The sequence below is a fragment of the Stappia stellulata DSM 5886 genome (genome assembly GCF_000423705.1).
Taxonomy (GTDB): Bacteria; Pseudomonadota; Alphaproteobacteria; order Rhizobiales; family Stappiaceae; genus Stappia; species Stappia stellulata.
In genome coordinates this window covers 758,686-773,016 of the sequence record NZ_KE384082.1, presented here as the reverse complement: position 1 = coordinate 773,016, position 14,331 = coordinate 758,686, and the positions used below count along the sequence as shown (strand labels likewise).

12 protein-coding genes are annotated in these 14,331 nt (G+C 64.9%); 9 read left to right on the top strand and 3 right to left on the bottom strand.

The genetic code is table 11. The annotated features are described in order from the left end of the window. Positions 1 to 6: 6 nt before the first annotated feature. The gene (locus G572_RS25575) at positions 7 to 2,223 is read right to left on the bottom strand and encodes a caspase family protein (protein ID WP_084650193.1); all 2,217 of its coding nucleotides are present in this window, start codon (positions 2,221 to 2,223) and stop codon (positions 7 to 9) included. A gap of 207 nt (positions 2,224 to 2,430) precedes the next feature. Here G572_RS25575 and G572_RS0115910 point away from each other — a divergent pair, with 207 nt between their 5' ends. Then, a complete protein-coding gene (locus G572_RS0115910) occupies positions 2,431 to 3,198 on the top strand; it encodes a glycerophosphodiester phosphodiesterase family protein (RefSeq protein ID WP_029059325.1) in 768 nt (255 codons plus the stop codon). A gap of 115 nt (positions 3,199 to 3,313) precedes the next feature. Next, positions 3,314 to 5,314, top strand: coding sequence for a molecular chaperone HtpG (gene htpG / locus G572_RS0115905; RefSeq protein ID WP_029059324.1), 2,001 nt, complete (start codon positions 3,314 to 3,316; stop codon positions 5,312 to 5,314). 40 nt (positions 5,315 to 5,354) lie between these two features. Here the strand turns inward: htpG and G572_RS0115900 are convergent, their stop codons facing one another. Further along, the gene (locus tag G572_RS0115900) at positions 5,355 to 5,966 is read right to left on the bottom strand and encodes a LysE family translocator (protein WP_029059323.1); all 612 of its coding nucleotides are present in this window, start codon (positions 5,964 to 5,966) and stop codon (positions 5,355 to 5,357) included. 308 nt (positions 5,967 to 6,274) lie between these two features. On the opposite strand from G572_RS0115900, the gene G572_RS0115890 reads away from it, so the two are divergent. The 7 genes from G572_RS0115890 (at position 6,275) to G572_RS24255 (ending at position 13,051) form a co-directional block, all read left to right on the top strand. After that, positions 6,275 to 7,180 carry a LysR family transcriptional regulator gene (locus G572_RS0115890; RefSeq protein ID WP_029059322.1) on the top strand — a complete coding sequence of 302 codons (906 nt, stop codon included), beginning with the start codon at positions 6,275 to 6,277 and terminating at the stop codon, positions 7,178 to 7,180. A gap of 76 nt (positions 7,181 to 7,256) precedes the next feature. Then, on the top strand, positions 7,257 to 8,114 hold the full coding sequence (locus G572_RS0115885; RefSeq protein WP_425423444.1) for a putative hydro-lyase: 858 nt from the start codon (positions 7,257 to 7,259) through the stop codon (positions 8,112 to 8,114). Between the two features lie 19 nt (positions 8,115 to 8,133). After that, positions 8,134 to 9,183: a TRAP transporter substrate-binding protein gene (locus G572_RS0115880; protein WP_029059320.1), complete on the top strand. Its 1,050-nt coding sequence runs from the start codon at positions 8,134 to 8,136 to the stop codon at positions 9,181 to 9,183. Positions 9,184 to 9,211: 28 nt separating this feature from the next. Further along, complete coding sequence (locus G572_RS0115875; protein ID WP_029059319.1) at positions 9,212 to 9,760, top strand: TRAP transporter small permease subunit; 549 nt, start codon at positions 9,212 to 9,214, stop codon at positions 9,758 to 9,760. Next, a complete protein-coding gene (locus G572_RS0115870; protein ID WP_029059318.1) occupies positions 9,757 to 11,037 on the top strand; it encodes a TRAP transporter large permease in 1,281 nt (426 codons plus the stop codon). Before G572_RS0115875 ends, G572_RS0115870 begins: the two co-directional genes overlap by 4 nt. 40 nt (positions 11,038 to 11,077) lie before the next feature. After that, the gene (locus tag G572_RS0115865) at positions 11,078 to 11,722 is read left to right on the top strand and encodes a DUF2848 domain-containing protein (protein ID WP_156884657.1); all 645 of its coding nucleotides are present in this window, start codon (positions 11,078 to 11,080) and stop codon (positions 11,720 to 11,722) included. 48 nt (positions 11,723 to 11,770) lie between these two features. Beyond that, on the top strand, positions 11,771 to 13,051 hold the full coding sequence (locus tag G572_RS24255) for an amidase family protein (protein ID WP_037546968.1): 1,281 nt from the start codon (positions 11,771 to 11,773) through the stop codon (positions 13,049 to 13,051). A 24-nt stretch (positions 13,052 to 13,075) separates the two neighbouring features. Here G572_RS24255 and G572_RS24250 read toward each other — a convergent pair whose 3' ends face one another. Beyond that, positions 13,076 to 14,302 carry a mandelate racemase/muconate lactonizing enzyme family protein gene (locus G572_RS24250; protein WP_037546966.1) on the bottom strand — a complete coding sequence of 409 codons (1,227 nt, stop codon included), beginning with the start codon at positions 14,300 to 14,302 and terminating at the stop codon, positions 13,076 to 13,078. Positions 14,303 to 14,331 lie beyond the last annotated feature (29 nt).

Below are 14,331 nucleotides of genomic sequence, written 5' to 3'. Positions count from 1 at the left end.
TGACACTTACTGCGGCGCGTCGAAGCGCTTGACCTCGGAGCGGGTCCCGTCGCGATAGGTGAGCTGGACGCTCACATAGTCGGTCGCCTTCGGAACGATGATGTGGATCTTCGACCCGGGGCCGCTTTCGGGCACGGCATGGGGATTGTCCGGATCGCAAGGGCCGGTCTCGAACGGCGTGTCGGGCGTGTCGCCGTCGACCGCATACAACACGCTGTCAATGGCACAGCGGTAGCTGATCAGATGCGAGAAATAGACATACATCTTGCCGTCCCAGTCGCGGTAGCTGAGCCACCCGCTCGACAGGCGTTCCAGAATGTCCTTTTGCCCGGAAACAAGAGCTGCGGCCGGCGTGAAGCTGACGGTGAAGGGGCCTTGCATCTCGTCGCGGATGTCGCGGTAGCGCACATTGATCGCCGTATCGCCGGCATTTCCCGGCAGTTCGAACGCCGGATAGGGGATCTTCTGGCCGGTGGTCGGATCGAGTGCACCATTGACGAAGCCGGTCGACTTGAATTCCTCACCCGGAAGCTGGACGAAGATCTCCCGCGCCCGGTCGGCGATGGCCAGCGTCAGCATCCAGCCCTGATTGCTGCGCATGGCGTTGAGCTTCACCGGATTGGCGAGCGCGGCGGTGTTGAGGAAGGACAAGGCCGCAAGCCGTGTCTTTGCGTCCTCGATCTGCTCCGCGGCCATTTGCTGATCCAGATAGAATCGCAGGAACCGCCCGTCCTCCACGCCCTCCATGAAGCGGGTCAGGAGGTCGTGTTCGCGCGTCTTGTCGGTCGTCGACTGCTGGCCCAGCCGGGCCTGGCTGAAGTCCTGCGACAGGGCGTAATGCGCCGGGGTGAATTCCGGGTTGGCCGTGAGAAACGCCGTCAGCCGACGTACACGCTCCTCGCGTTCGGCGAGCAGGATCTCCGCAAAGAGGGTTGTCGGGTCCTGTCGGCCCTGCGATAGCGCCCGGTAGACTTCCCGGGCCCCCTCGCGGCCCTCCTGGACTTTCAGAACGGCCTGGAACCGCAGGTGCGGATCGACCTGGGGCATGCCGAAGGCGAAATACTTCAGATAATCCTGGCGGGCCTTGGGATAATCGCCGCGGATCTCGCGCAGGCGCGCGTTGCTGTAGAACTCATGCGGCCGGGTCGGGTTGTCGACGATGAGCGAGCGGCTGGCGAGCTGCGCGAAGAGCTTCTCGACCTCGCCCGTTCCACCTTGTCGTGCCGTTTCCAGCCGGGTCTTGGCAAGTGCTGCAAAGGCGCCTTGCGGGAAACGGTCGAGATAGGCCTGCAGTTGCTCCGGCGCGTTGCTGTCCTTCACGTCGTTCCACAGTTGCAGTTCGACCTGCATGTCGGAGACGGCAGCTCCCCCGGGCGCAGTCGCGCCCGCGACAGCGGAGGCATCCGGCAGGAACACCACGTCGGCCGTCAGCGAGGAGTGGTCCCAGGGAACCTGTTCACCGCCGGTCGTTTCCACGACGCGGCGACGCACGGCCTTGAACACCGCTTCCACCGTGCGACCGGGCACGAGCATTTCCGTCGCGATGGCCGAAGTGTAGGGGCTGTTCAGTCCCGTGCCGTCGGCGGCCGTGCTGCCAGGAGCCGTGGCGAAGGAGATGAAGCTGCCGCGCGGCGTGCTTTGCAACAGCGCAAGCCCTTCGCTGCTTGTGCCGATGGAGCGGCTGAGCGCCGTGTTGCGGCAGGCATCCAGAATGACGATGTTTGCGCCGTCATGTGCAGCTTCGACCCGCGAGAGCACCCAGTCGACCGAAAGCGCCTCGAATTCGGCGTCGACCTCGTCGCGCAGATCCGCACCGAGCGGAGCGAGATAATTGCGGCCGCCGGCCTGGAAGCCGTGGCCGGAGTAATAGACCGCGGCGAGCGCACCCGGTGCGGCCGCTCCGAGCGCGTCGGTAAAATCGCGCACCGCGCGTTTCATGTCACGCAGGTCGGCGTCCAGCACCAGCGTCACCTTGAAGCCGGCCTTTTTCAGTGTGTCGGCGATCAGCGCGGCATCGTTTGCCGGGTTTTTCAGCGCTCCGAGCGTTTCGCCCCGGTAATCGGCATTGCCAATGACGAGCGCATTGCGTTCGGCGGCACGCACGGGGGTGCAGAGTACCAGCACGATAGCCACAGAGACGGCCAGGGCCATTGCGAGAAAACGGCCGACAGGCGGGGCATGTCCGGCGTGAAGCAAGACCGTTCCGTCCGAAGATTTTCGCATGTTCCCAAGCTCCAGTGACGCCCGACCGCATATCCTGCCCTTATCGCAATTGCAGCCGATCCGGGGGAGAGCGTCAATCCTTTGTGCACAACGGGCTTCCTTTCGGCGTCGGGCAGAGCCGACTTGCTCGCCGAGACCACATGGCGGAGGATCGCCCGGTTTCTATCTGTCAAGCCAATGTGCTTCGAACTGCGGGATCCGCTTGCCATGAATGTCGAGTTCACACCCGATCATCCTTATCTCGCCGGCGAGGGCTTTGCAGCCCTTGCCCATCGCGGCGGCGGGCTGGAGCAACCCGAAAACAGCCGCGCGGCTTTTGCCGCCGTGGCAGCGATGGGCTATCGCTTCATCGAGATCGACGTGCAGGCGAGTTCCGACGAAACCGTCGTCGTGTTTCACGATGACCGGCTCGAACGCACCACCGACGGGCGCGGTGTGGTCTCCGCGCAGCCCATGCAGGATCTGCAAGGCGTGCGGATTGAGGGCGGGGAACCACTCATGACCCTGGCCGAGGCGCTGGAGACCCATCCGTCGATGCGCTTCAACATCGACATCAAGACCGACCACGCCCTTGCACCCACGCTGGACCTGCTGGATCGGATGAACTGTCTGGACCGGATTTGCGTCGCGTCGTTTTCGGATGCCCGGCTGCGGGCCGCGCGCGCCCGGTTCGGCGAACGGGTCTGCCTCAGTTCCGGCCCGCGCAGTGTCGCGGCGCTGAGGTTCGGGGCCTGGCGCGCGCCGGTCGGCGTTCCCGATGTCGCCTGCGCGCAGATACCGCTGTCGCAATACGGCGTGCCGCTGGCGACCGGAGCGTTTCTGCGTCACAGCAACCGCCACGGCATCGCGGTTCACGTCTGGACCATCGACGACGAGGCGGAGATGCGCCGGCTCATTCGCCTCGGCGTCAACGGCATCGTCACCGACCGGCCGTCGGTGCTCAAGCGCGTTGCGCAGGAAGAAGGCGTGTGGTGATTGCGCGCGGCGCTTGAAACGCCACTCCGCTTCACCGATATCTGAGCCGCCGGAGCGGCCCGCGTGCCGCCCACCCAGATCGACCGAGACGTATCCAACAGGAGCCGCGAGCCCGATGACGACCGAAACCAAGACCAAGACGGACGGTGCCGCCCCCAAGGCACATGCCTTCCAGGCCGAGGTGGCCCGTCTTCTGCACCTCATGGTGCATTCCGTTTATTCCAACAAGGATATTTTCCTCCGTGAGCTGATCTCCAATGCGGCCGACGCCTGCGAGCGGCTGCGGCACAGCGCGCTCACCGCACCCGAGCTGATCAAGGACGATCCCGAGTTCTCGATCCGCCTTGAAGTGGATGAGGCGGCAAAGCGTCTCGTCGTTGCCGACAACGGCATCGGCATGACGCAGGACGAAATGATCGCCAACCTCGGCACCATCGCCCGTTCGGGCACCCGTGCCTTCATGGACAAGCTCGGCGAGGCCAAGGACGGGTCCGCGCTGATCGGCCAGTTCGGCGTCGGTTTCTATTCCGCCTTCATGGTTGCGGATCAGGTGGAGGTCGTGAGCCGCGCCGCCGGCAGCGACGAGGCGTGGCGCTGGAGCTCCGACGGCATGGGCGAGTTCACCGTGGAGCCGGTGGATCTTGCCGAGGCGCCCGCCCGCGGATCGCGCGTCGTGCTGCACCTGAAGGACGATGCGCTGTCCTATGCGCAGGCGGGAGAGGTCGAGCGGGTCGTACGGTCCTATTCCGCCCATGTCCCGGTGCCGATCCTGCTCGTCGACCTTCAGGCCAAGGCGGCTGAAGACGCCGCGCCGGACGAGGCGACGGAGGAAGAGGAAAACGAACAGCTGGCAAAGGCGCCGGCCGAACGCCAGCTCGCCGACGGAACGGCGCTCTGGACGAAGCCCAAATCCGAGGTGTCGGAGGAGGAATACAAGGAATTCTACGGCCATGTGTCCGGCCAGTACGACGATCCGGCGCTGACGCTGCACTATCGCGCGGAAGGCCGGCACGAGTATTCCGTGCTGATCTTCCTGCCCTCGATGAAACCCTTTGACCTGTTCGATCCCGACCGCAAGGGCCGGGTGAAGCTCTACGTGCGGCGGGTGTTCATCGCCGATGACGTCGATCTTCTGCCGGCATGGCTCAGGTTCGCGCGCGGCGTGATCGACAGCGCCGACCTGCCGCTCAACCTGTCGCGCGAGATGCTGCAGCACAATCCGGTGCTGGAATCGATCCGCAAGGGCGTGACCAACCGCATCCTGAGCGAGTTGCAGAAACTGTCCGACAAGGACCCGGACACCTTCCTCACGATCTGGGAAAATTTCGGCCCGGTCCTGAAGGAAGGCATCTACGAGGACTTCGAGCGCAAGGACAAGCTGCTGGCGCTGGCCCGGTTCCGCTCCAGCCGGGACAAGGGCGAGGGCTGGCGCAGGCTGGCCGATTACGTCGCCGACATGAAGGAAAACCAGACGCAGATCTTCTACGCGACCGGATCGAGCGTCGAGGCGATTGCCTCCAGCCCGCATCTGGAAGGTTTTCGTGCGCGCGGGGTCGAGGTGCTCTATCTCGCCGATCCGGTCGACGCCTTCTGGGTGCAGATGGCGCAGGGCTTCGAGGGCAAGCCGTTCCAGTCGGTTACGCAAGGCGCCGCCGCGCTCGATGCAATTCCGGTCGAAGGCGACGAGGCCAAGGCGGATGACGCGAAGGACGACACGGACGCCACGGAAAAGGCCGATATCGGGCTGGTCATCGCCTTTCTGAAGGAGACCCTCGGGGAAAGCGTCTCCGACGTGCGCTCATCCTCAAGGCTCTCGGAAAGCCCGGTGTGTCTGGTTGCGCCCGAGCATGGTCCCGACCGGCAACTGGAAAAGCTGATGGCCCGGCAGACCGGGGCGGCGTCCGGCGCCTTTGCGCCGGTGCTGGAGTTCAACCCGTCCCATGCGCTGGTGGAGGGGATGTCCAGGCGTCTGTCCGCCGATGGCGACAAGGCGGAGCTTGCCGATATGGCCTGGCTGTTGTTCGATCAGGCAAGGATCCTCGATGGCGATGCCCCGAGCGATACGGCCGCTTTCGCACGCCGTCTCGGCGAGGTCATGCGCAAGGGGCTCGTCTGACCCCGCAGACAGGCAAAGGGTGGCTGGCGCGATGTTTGCGTCAGCCGCCGAAAATGACCAGCAGCATCGAGATCACCAGCAGCAGCGCCATCGCCACGTTGAACAGGCGGGCGTGAAGCGGGTCGCGCAGGAAGCGTTTGACCAGCGCGCCGAAGGCAAGCCAGGGCAGACAACCGAACGCCCCGGCCAGGATGAATACGGCGGCAAGGGTCGTGGCCTGGGCGAGAACCGGCAGGTCGGGCTGCAGGAACGAGGTGATTGCTCCCGCCGCCACGATCCAGGCTTTCGGGTTGACCCATTGAAACAGCGCCGCGCCGAGGAAACTGCCGCGCCGACCAAGGTCCGGCGCGGGTTCGTCGGCCTGGGCGACCGGTGCGGTCGCGATCTTCCAGGCAAGCCAGGCGAGGACCGCGAGGCCGCCGTATCGGATGGTGTCGAGCACGGCGTCCATGGTGAAGACTGTCCGTCCGAGTCCGAAGGCCAGCAGGAACACCATCGTGGCAAAGCCGAGGACGATCCCCAGGAGCACGGGCAGGCCCGCGCGAATGCCTCCGGCGCCGCCGACGGCGGTCAACAGGATGTTGTTGGGGCCGGGTGTCGCCGAAGCCACATAGGCGAAAGCGGCGAAACCAAAGAGCTGTTCGAAGGACATGGCGCGGTTCGTTTCGTTTTCAGCCGATGCGGGCGGGAAAGTCGGCGTTCGGCAATCTGGCGACCGGCTGCAGGTCAGGAGGGCGATGCGTGCCATCGTCGGGGAGGCGATGGCATCGGGCATGAGGACCCACAGATAAGCCGATCCGGCGCGGGACAATCAAGACTTGAAAATCGACGGCGCCGAACATCCCGACGATTGGTACCTCCCTGGACCGGACGCGCCCTGTCTGCGTGACAGAAGGCGTCAATTGACTAAGGTGCTTCGACCATCACCAGGGGCGGTGCGCGCGCGAGAGGAGGCGGTTGGTGTTTGAGCTGAAAGATATCGAGATCCTGCAGGATATCGTGCGCGCCGGCGGGTTCCGGGCAGCGGCGCAGAAATACGGACTGTCGCAGTCGGCGATCTCCAACCGGGTGCTGGCGCTGGAAAAGCGCCTCGGGATCCAGATCTTCGACCGGGCCCGGCGGCAGGTGCGGCTGACCCCCGTCGGACGGCGCTTTGTGGAGGAGGCGCACCGGCTTGTGGCGGCGCGCGACCGGCTGGTGCAGGAGATCACCCGGCCCGGGGGGTTGAGCGGCACTGTGCGCATCGGCGTCGCGGAGACAATCGTTCACACGCTTCTGTCCGACCTTCTGGCGCAGCTGAAGAATGCGCATCCGCGCGTTCGGTTCGAACTGTCGGTCGATACCTCCGGTCAGTTGAGCGCCGCGCTTGCCGACGATGAACTGGATGTCGCGATCCTGCTGCGCGAGAGCGTTCCGCGCGGGGCGGCCTCCGTTGCCCTTACGCCGCTGAAGCTCGGATGGTACGCGGCTCTCGACATGCCGTTGACCGCGCAGCCGTTTTCGCTCACGGAGCTTGCGAACCACACGATCGTCACCTTTCCCAAGGCGACGCCACCGTTTCGAGAGCTGGAGGCTTTGCTCTCGGCGCCGGACCTGCCGGCGATCGAGCTGCACGGATCGGCGTCGCTCTCGACCGTCATTCACCTGGTGGCGGACGGATTTGGCATCGGGGTCCTGCCCGAACGCATGGCGGAGGCCGAACCCTTCGGCAAAAGCATAAAACCGCTGCCGGTGGTCGATGGTGCGAAGCTCGCCAATCTGCGCTTCATGGTTGCCTATATGCCGGAACGAAATGCCGAGCTGGGGGCGGCGGTTGCCTCCATCGCCTTGGCCTGCGATCAATATGATCACGAAAAAAGATCATAAAAAACTTCTGACGATAACTTGACAAGATCAAATCAGGCCGCAATCCTCCACTTGTCATACAAGGGAGGGCAAGCGGATCGTGACGGCTACAGCCAAAACACACCCGCAGACGGCAAGCGGCCCGCGCCGGCTGTCTCCGGCCGATTTGCGTCGCGCCATACGCGCAGGCCACTTTCGCGGCCCCACCTCCGGCTGTGCCGACGGGCACCTGCAAGGCAACCTTGCCATTCTGCCAGGCGCGCTTGCGGGTGACTTCCTGCGCTACTGCCAGCGCAACCCCAAGCCGTGTCCAGTGATCGGCATCTCCGAGCCGGGCGACCCGACCATTCCCGCACTCGGTCGCGATCTCGACATCCGCACCGACATTGGCGCCTACCGGGTGTTCGAGGCGGGCACTCAGGGACACGCCACCGTTTCCGATCTGGGATCGGTCTGGCGGGATGATCTCGTCTCCTTCGTGCTCGGCTGTTCCTTTTCCTTCGAGGCCGCCATTCTTCGCGCCGGGATCGGGCTTCCGCATATCGCCGAGGAGCGGAATGTCGCGATGTATGTGACCTCGATCCCGACACAGCCGGCCGGCCCGTTTTCCGGCCCGATGGTCGTATCGATGCGCGCCTTCCGCGCCGCCGACGCGATCCAGGCGGTGCTTTTGTCCGATCGCTACCGTCTCGCCCATGGTGCGCCGGTGCACATTGGCGATCCGGCTGAAATCGGCATTGCCGATCTGTCGAAACCGGACTTCGGCGATGTGCCAGCCCTCCGGTCCGGCGACATTCCGGTGTTCTGGGCCTGCGGCGTGACCCCGCAAATGGCGATCCGCACCGCCCGTCCCCAACTCGCGATCACCCATGAGCCGGGCCACATGCTCGTCACAGATCTATCCGCGGATGCAGCCGAGTTTTCTCTCGGCGGTGCCCGTCAAACGTCGACCTGATAACCAGAGGAGAGTTGACATGAAACGTGCTCTTACCCGTATCGCGGCCGCCTCGGCGGTCTCCCTGCTGGCGCTTGCGCCAGTGGCTGCCGAGGAGATTTCCGTTGTCGGCAGCTGGAGCGGCCTGCCGCTGCACAAGCAGTTCGAGGCACCGTTCTGGACCGAAACGCTTCCCGAGGCGTCCGGCGGCGACATCACCGTCCAGCTGACCACGCACGACCAGATGGGCATCAAGGGCGGCGACGTCTTCCGCATGCTCGGCGACGGCGTGTTCGACGTTGGCATGACCGTTGCCGACTATGCCGTGGGCGACGCGCCTGAGCTCGAAGGCCTCGACGTTCCGCTGCTCGCGACCACCGCCGCACAAGCCAAGGCGATGGTGGAAGCCGCCCGCCCGATGGTGGAGGAGATCTTCGCCAACCGCTTCAACGCCAAGCTTCTCGCCATTGCGCCCTATCCGCCGCAGGTCGTCTTCTGCAAGGGCGAAATGTCCTCGCTCGCCGATCTTGAAGGCAAGAAGATCCGCGGCTCGGGTCGCATGACGACCAAGTTCCTCGAAGCGCTTGGCGCCGAGGGTGTGAACGTCGGCTTCTCGGAAGTGCCGGGCGCGCTGGAGCGCGGCGTGATCGATTGCGCGGTGACCGGTTCCGGTTCGGGCTATTCAGCTGGCTGGTGGGAAGTCACCGACACGTTGATGACACTGCCGCTCGGCGGCTGGGACGCCGTCGTGACTGCGATGAACATGGACCGCTGGAACAGCCTGTCGGACGAGACCAAGGCCCTGATTCAGGAGCAGGTCACCACGAAGTTCGAGGCTCCGGCCTGGGATGTGGCGGCAGGTTCGCTTGAGGGCGACATCGCCTGTCTGACCGGCAACGGCGAATGCACCGCCGGCGATCCGGCATCGCTGAAACTGGTCGAGCCGAGCGAGGCGGATATCGCCGCAGCCCGCACGATCCTGACCGAGACGGTGCTGCCGGAGTGGGCCGAGCGTGCCGGCGACGACTGGGCCAAGCGCTGGAACGACAGCGTCGGCGAAGTCGTCGGCGTTTCGATCCCGCTGAACTGATGCAAGAGAACCCGGCGGAGACCGAGACATGATCGATACAATTGCCACGGCCCTGCGCCGTCTCAATAAGATGATCGCATTGGTCCTTGGGATGGTGCTTCTCGTCACCGCCGGGTTCATCATCGTCGACATCACGATGCGCCAGTTCGCCCGCTCTCTTGGCGGGTCCGACGAGATCTCCGGCTATGTCATGGCCGGGGTGGCGAGTTGGGGCCTCTCCTATGCGCTCACCGAGCTTGCCCATGTGCGCATCGACCTGATCCGCTACAAGCTTCGCGCCGGCGGCAAGGCGCTGATGGATCTCTTCGCGATCACCGTCCTGGCCGCGACCGTCAGCATCATCGCCTTCCAGGCCTGGCCGGTTCTGGAAAAATCGATCACCCGCTCGTCGCGCGCGAACACGCCGCTGGAAACGCCCTTGTGGATCCCGCAGGTCGTGTGGTTTTCGGGATGGGTCTGGTTTGCCGTCTCGGCCTGCGTGCTCGTTGCGCTGACCTGCGCGCTTCTCGTGCGTCGCGACTTTGCCAAGGTGGAAGCCCTCGTCGGGCCGGGTTCTGAAGGGGAGACCGAGCAATGATCTGGAGCGTCGCGGTCGCGCTGCTGGGGCTCTTGTCCCTCTCCATTCCCGTCGGCATCGTGCTGTTTTTGCTCGGGTTCGGCATTGACCAGTTTTTCTCTGCCTTTCCGCTCATGCGGGGCCTGGGGCAGGTGGTCTGGTCGGCCTCCAATCACGCCACGCTGATTGCCATTCCCTTCTTCGTGTTGCTTGGCGAAATCCTGGTGCGCGGCGGCGTGGCGGAAAAGACCTATGCCTCGCTCGACAAGTGGTTCTCCTGGCTGCCGGGCGGGTTGATCCACGCCAACATCGGCACGGCGACAATGTTCTCCGCCACCTCCGGCTCGTCGGTGGCAACGGCCGCGACGGTCGCGACTGTCGCCATGCCGCAGGCGGAGCGGCTCGGCTACGACCCGCGTCTGTTTTCCGGGGCGATTGCCGCGGGTGGAACGCTGGGCATTCTGATCCCGCCGTCGATCAACCTGATCGTCTATGGTTTCCTGACGCAAACCTCGATCCCGCGCCTCTTTCTTGCCGGTCTTTTGCCCGGGCTGATGATGGCGCTGGCCTTCGTCGTTATCACGGCCATCCTGTGCAAGATCAGGCCTTCGCTCGGCGGGGAAAGCCGCAGCTTCGGCTGGAGCGAGCGCTTCGCCAGCCTGCTGCAACTTATTCCGATCCTCATTCTCTTTTCCGTGGTGATCGGCACGATCTACGCCGGCTGGGCGACGCCGACGGAATCGGCTGCCGTCGGTGTGGCGATTGCGCTCGCCATCGCCGCCGCGCATGGCGGGGTGTCGATGCGCATGATGCGCGACAGCCTGCTCGGGACCATCGGCATCACCGCCATGATCATGCTGGTGATCACCGGCGCCTATTTTCTCAATTTCACGTTGGCCTCCGCGGGGCTCGGTCGCGAGTTGCAGGCGATGCTCACCGGCCTGGACCTGCCGCCTGTCGGGACGCTGCTCGTGGTGATCCTGCTCTACATCGTGCTCGGCTTCTTCATCGAGACGCTGTCGCTGATGGTGGCGACCATCCCCATCGTCGTCCCCGTGGTCATCGGCCTCGGCTATGATCCGGTGTGGTTCGGCATCCTAATGATCGTGCTGGTGGAAATGGCGCTGATCACGCCGCCGGTGGGGCTGAACCTCTATGTCGTGCAGGGCGCGCGCAAGTCCGGGACCCTGTCTGAGGTGATGGTCGGAACCATCCCTTATGTGCTCGTCATGCTGGCGATGGTGGCGCTGCTGGTGCTGGTGCCGGATGTCGCCCTCTTCCTTCCGAACAGTCTTTAAAAAAGGGCCTGAAATGGAATTCTTTCTCGACGATGGTGTCATGTCCATCGACGTCCGCGATCTCACCGTCGCCGGCTGGACCGGCCGGGACCCGGAGGCGATCCGTCATCACATCGACGAGCTTGCCGCGCTTGGCGTGGCGCCCCCCTCCGCCGTGCCGCTCTACTATCGTTGCGCGGCCGACCAGTTGACCCAGGCGGCCGAAATCGAGGTCGTCGGGGAGGGAACATCGGGCGAGGTCGAACCCTTTATCGTTTCCCATGCGGGCGAATTCTATCTCGGGCTTGCGTCCGACCACACCGACCGCGAGCTGGAAGCGCATTCGGTGGCGTTGTCCAAGCAGATCTGCGCCAAGCCTGTGGCGCGCGACCTGTGGCGCCTGTCCGAGGTTGCCAACCGGCTGGAAAGCCTGGAGCTGCGGTCCTGGATCCAGGAAAAGCCGGAGGCGGAGTGGACGCTGTATCAGGAGGGAACGATTGCCTCGATCCGTCCGCTGCAGCAACTGATCGACGGCGCCGGCCTGACGTCCTCCGCCCGCAACGCTGCGGCCGTTCTGTGCGGGACCTTTGGCGCCATCGGCGGAGTGCGCCCCGCGGCAGCCTTCCGGATGGAATTGCGCGATCCCGAACTTGATCGCACCATCGCGCACCGCTACCAGATCAGGACACTGCCGATCGTCTCGTGATCGGCGTTTCGTTTGACGAGGGTGCGCGGGCATCCGACCGGAGGGGATATGGGAGAGACAGTCAAGAAGGCCGAAGCCGCGATTGCGCGGGTGGAGGCCATGGGCGAGACCGCGGGCAAGCTGTTCACGCAGTTCGACCCGGCGCGTATCCGCAAGGATGCAGAGGCTGCCGAGGCCCGCATTGCGGCGGCCGACCGGCCGCTGCCGCTCTCCGGCCTTCTGGTCAGTGTCAAGGATCTCTACGACGAGGCGGGTCAGCGCACCACCGCCGCCTCACGGTTGCTTCGCGACCGGGACCCTGCTTCTGCGGATTGCCCGGTCATCCAGCGTATCAAGGCGGCAGGCGCCGTTCCCTTCGGCCGCACGACAATGAGCGAGCTGGCCTATTCCGGCGTCGGACTGAACCCGCACTACGGCACGCCGGCCAATGTGTTCGACGCGGACGGAATCCCTGGCGGCTCCACCTCCGGCGGGGCTGTCTCCGTCGGTCTTGACCTTGCCGACGTCGCGCTTGGTACGGACACGGGCGGATCGGTGCGCATCCCGGCCGCCATCAACGGTCTTTACGGTCACAAGCCGAGCCAGGACGCGGTGCCGCTTCAGGGCGTACACCCGCTTGCAAGCTCCTTCGATTCCTGCGGGCCCCTGGCACGCGATTTCGCAACGATGCTCTCCGCCTTCGCCGTCATGAGCGATACGCCGGCCGAAGCGGTCGAGGCACCAGCCGAGCCCTTGCGGCTCGCGGTTCCCGTCGGGGCCTTCACCAACGATCTCGACGACTGGTCGGCCGGGCATTTCGAGGCGGCAAAGACGCGGCTTGTCGCGTGCGGTCATACGCTCATGGAGCTGGACCTGAGCTTTCTTCACGAAGCGCTCGGTCTCAATCGGCTGCTTGTTTCGGCGGAAGCGCATGAGGTCTATGCCGACGACCTGGCGCAACTGGCCATGATCGGCGATCCGCGCGTGCTCGCGCGCATCCGTATCAGCGAATCCGCGTCCGCGGACGAGATCGCGGAGGCCTATGCGCAGCGGCGCGCCGTGATCGCGCGCCTGGCCGAGGCACTCTCGGGCTTCGACGCGCTGATCGCGCCGACGCTCCAGATCCTGCCGCCGTCGATCCGCGAGGCCGAAGCCGACTTCGACCGGATCAATGCGGCGATGTTGCGCAACACCTCGTTGCTCAATCTCGCCGATGCCTGCGCCATGACCATGCCGACGCGCACGACGGGGACGGGACGTCCCGGAGCGCTGATGATCGGCGGGGCGAAGGGCCAGGATGCCCGCGTGCTCAGTGTCGGTGCGCGCCTTGATCGCGACCTGAACGGCTGATGCCGCCCGGCGCGTGCCGCGCCTTCAAGGCTGCGGCACGCCGAAGCGGGCGTCACGGGCGGGATCGACCGGAATTTGCGTCATGTCGAGGTGCAGCCCTTGGCCCTCATACGGATGGGCGCGGGCGACTGCCTCATCAAGCTCCACGCCCAGCCCCGGCGCCGTCGGCGTCACCACGTAGCCGTTTTCCCAGACAATAGGCGTCTTGAGCAGCCGGGCGTGAAAGCCGTCGAATTTTCCGATGCTTTCCAGGATCAGGAAGTTGGGCGAGCAGGCGGCCAGCTGGATATTGGCGGCCGCCACAATCGGCCCGCAATAAAGGTGCGGCGCGATCTGGGCGTGAAAGGCTTCCGCCATGCCGGAAATTTTCTTCGCCTCCAACAGCCCTCCGACCCGGCCGAGGTTCATCTGCAGGATCGAGGCGGCCCCGCTTGTCAGCACCCGGGCGAACTCCCATTTGGTGCAAAGCCGTTCGCCGGTCGCAACCGGAATGGCGGTGCCGCGCGCGACCTTTGCCATTTCCTCCGGCATATCCGGTGGCACGGGTTCCTCGAACCAAAGCGGATCATAGGCCTCAAGCCGGCGCGCCAGGCGCAGCGCGCCGGAGGCGGTGAACTGGCCGTGCGTTCCAAACAGCAGGTCGGCCTTTGTTCCGACAGCCTCGCGCAGCTTGCGGCAGAACTCCTGCGAGCGATAAAGCGTCTCCAGATCCGGCTGGTGGCCGCCATGCACGGAATAGGGGCCGGCGGGATCGAATTTTACCGCCGTGAAACCCTGTGCGACATAGCGCTCTGCCGTTTCCGCCGCCCGGTCCGCATCTAGGTAGAAGATCGCCGGATCCTCTCCCTGTGCGGGGTAGAGATATGTGTAACTGCGCAAGCGCTCATGCACAGTGCCGCCAAGCAATGCATGAACGGGTTTGTCGACCGCCTTGCCGACAATGTCCCACATCGCCATCTCAAGCCCGGAGACAACGCCCGCCATCGACGGATCGGGGCGCTGCGAAAAGCCCGAACCATAGGCGCGGCGAAAGAAAGCCTCGCAACGGAAGGGGTCGGTGCCGTCGAGATAGCGGACGAAAACGTCTCGCGCCATCTGTTCCACGACGAATGGCGAGAAGGCTGCCGCATAGATCTCGCCGTAGCCGACGATCCCGCAGGCGGTCGTCAGTTTTACGAAGACGAAGTAGCGCCCGCCGAAGCCCGGTGGAGGGTTGCCGACGACGAAGGTCTCGAGATCCGCGAGCTTCATCCTGTCTCCCTTCCGCGTGTCGAGGCGTT

Excerpts from the sequence above, each read along its gene's own strand:
- G572_RS0115910 (WP_029059325.1), top strand. The coding sequence starts at position 2,431 with ATGAATGTCGAGTTCACACCCGATCATCCTTATCTCGCCGGCGAGGGC.
- htpG (WP_029059324.1), top strand. The coding sequence starts at position 3,314 with ATGACGACCGAAACCAAGACCAAGACGGACGGTGCCGCCCCCAAGGCA.
- G572_RS24255 (WP_037546968.1), top strand. The coding sequence starts at position 11,771 with ATGGGAGAGACAGTCAAGAAGGCCGAAGCCGCGATTGCGCGGGTGGAG.
- G572_RS0115880 (WP_029059320.1), top strand. The coding sequence starts at position 8,134 with ATGAAACGTGCTCTTACCCGTATCGCGGCCGCCTCGGCGGTCTCCCTG.
- G572_RS0115870 (WP_029059318.1), top strand. The coding sequence starts at position 9,757 with ATGATCTGGAGCGTCGCGGTCGCGCTGCTGGGGCTCTTGTCCCTCTCC.
- G572_RS0115865 (WP_156884657.1), top strand. The coding sequence starts at position 11,078 with ATGTCCATCGACGTCCGCGATCTCACCGTCGCCGGCTGGACCGGCCGG.
- G572_RS0115900 (WP_029059323.1), bottom strand. The coding sequence starts at position 5,966 with ATGTCCTTCGAACAGCTCTTTGGTTTCGCCGCTTTCGCCTATGTGGCT.
- G572_RS0115875 (WP_029059319.1), top strand. The coding sequence starts at position 9,212 with ATGATCGATACAATTGCCACGGCCCTGCGCCGTCTCAATAAGATGATC.
- G572_RS25575 (WP_084650193.1), bottom strand. The coding sequence starts at position 2,223 with ATGCGAAAATCTTCGGACGGAACGGTCTTGCTTCACGCCGGACATGCC.
- G572_RS24250 (WP_037546966.1), bottom strand. The coding sequence starts at position 14,302 with ATGAAGCTCGCGGATCTCGAGACCTTCGTCGTCGGCAACCCTCCACCG.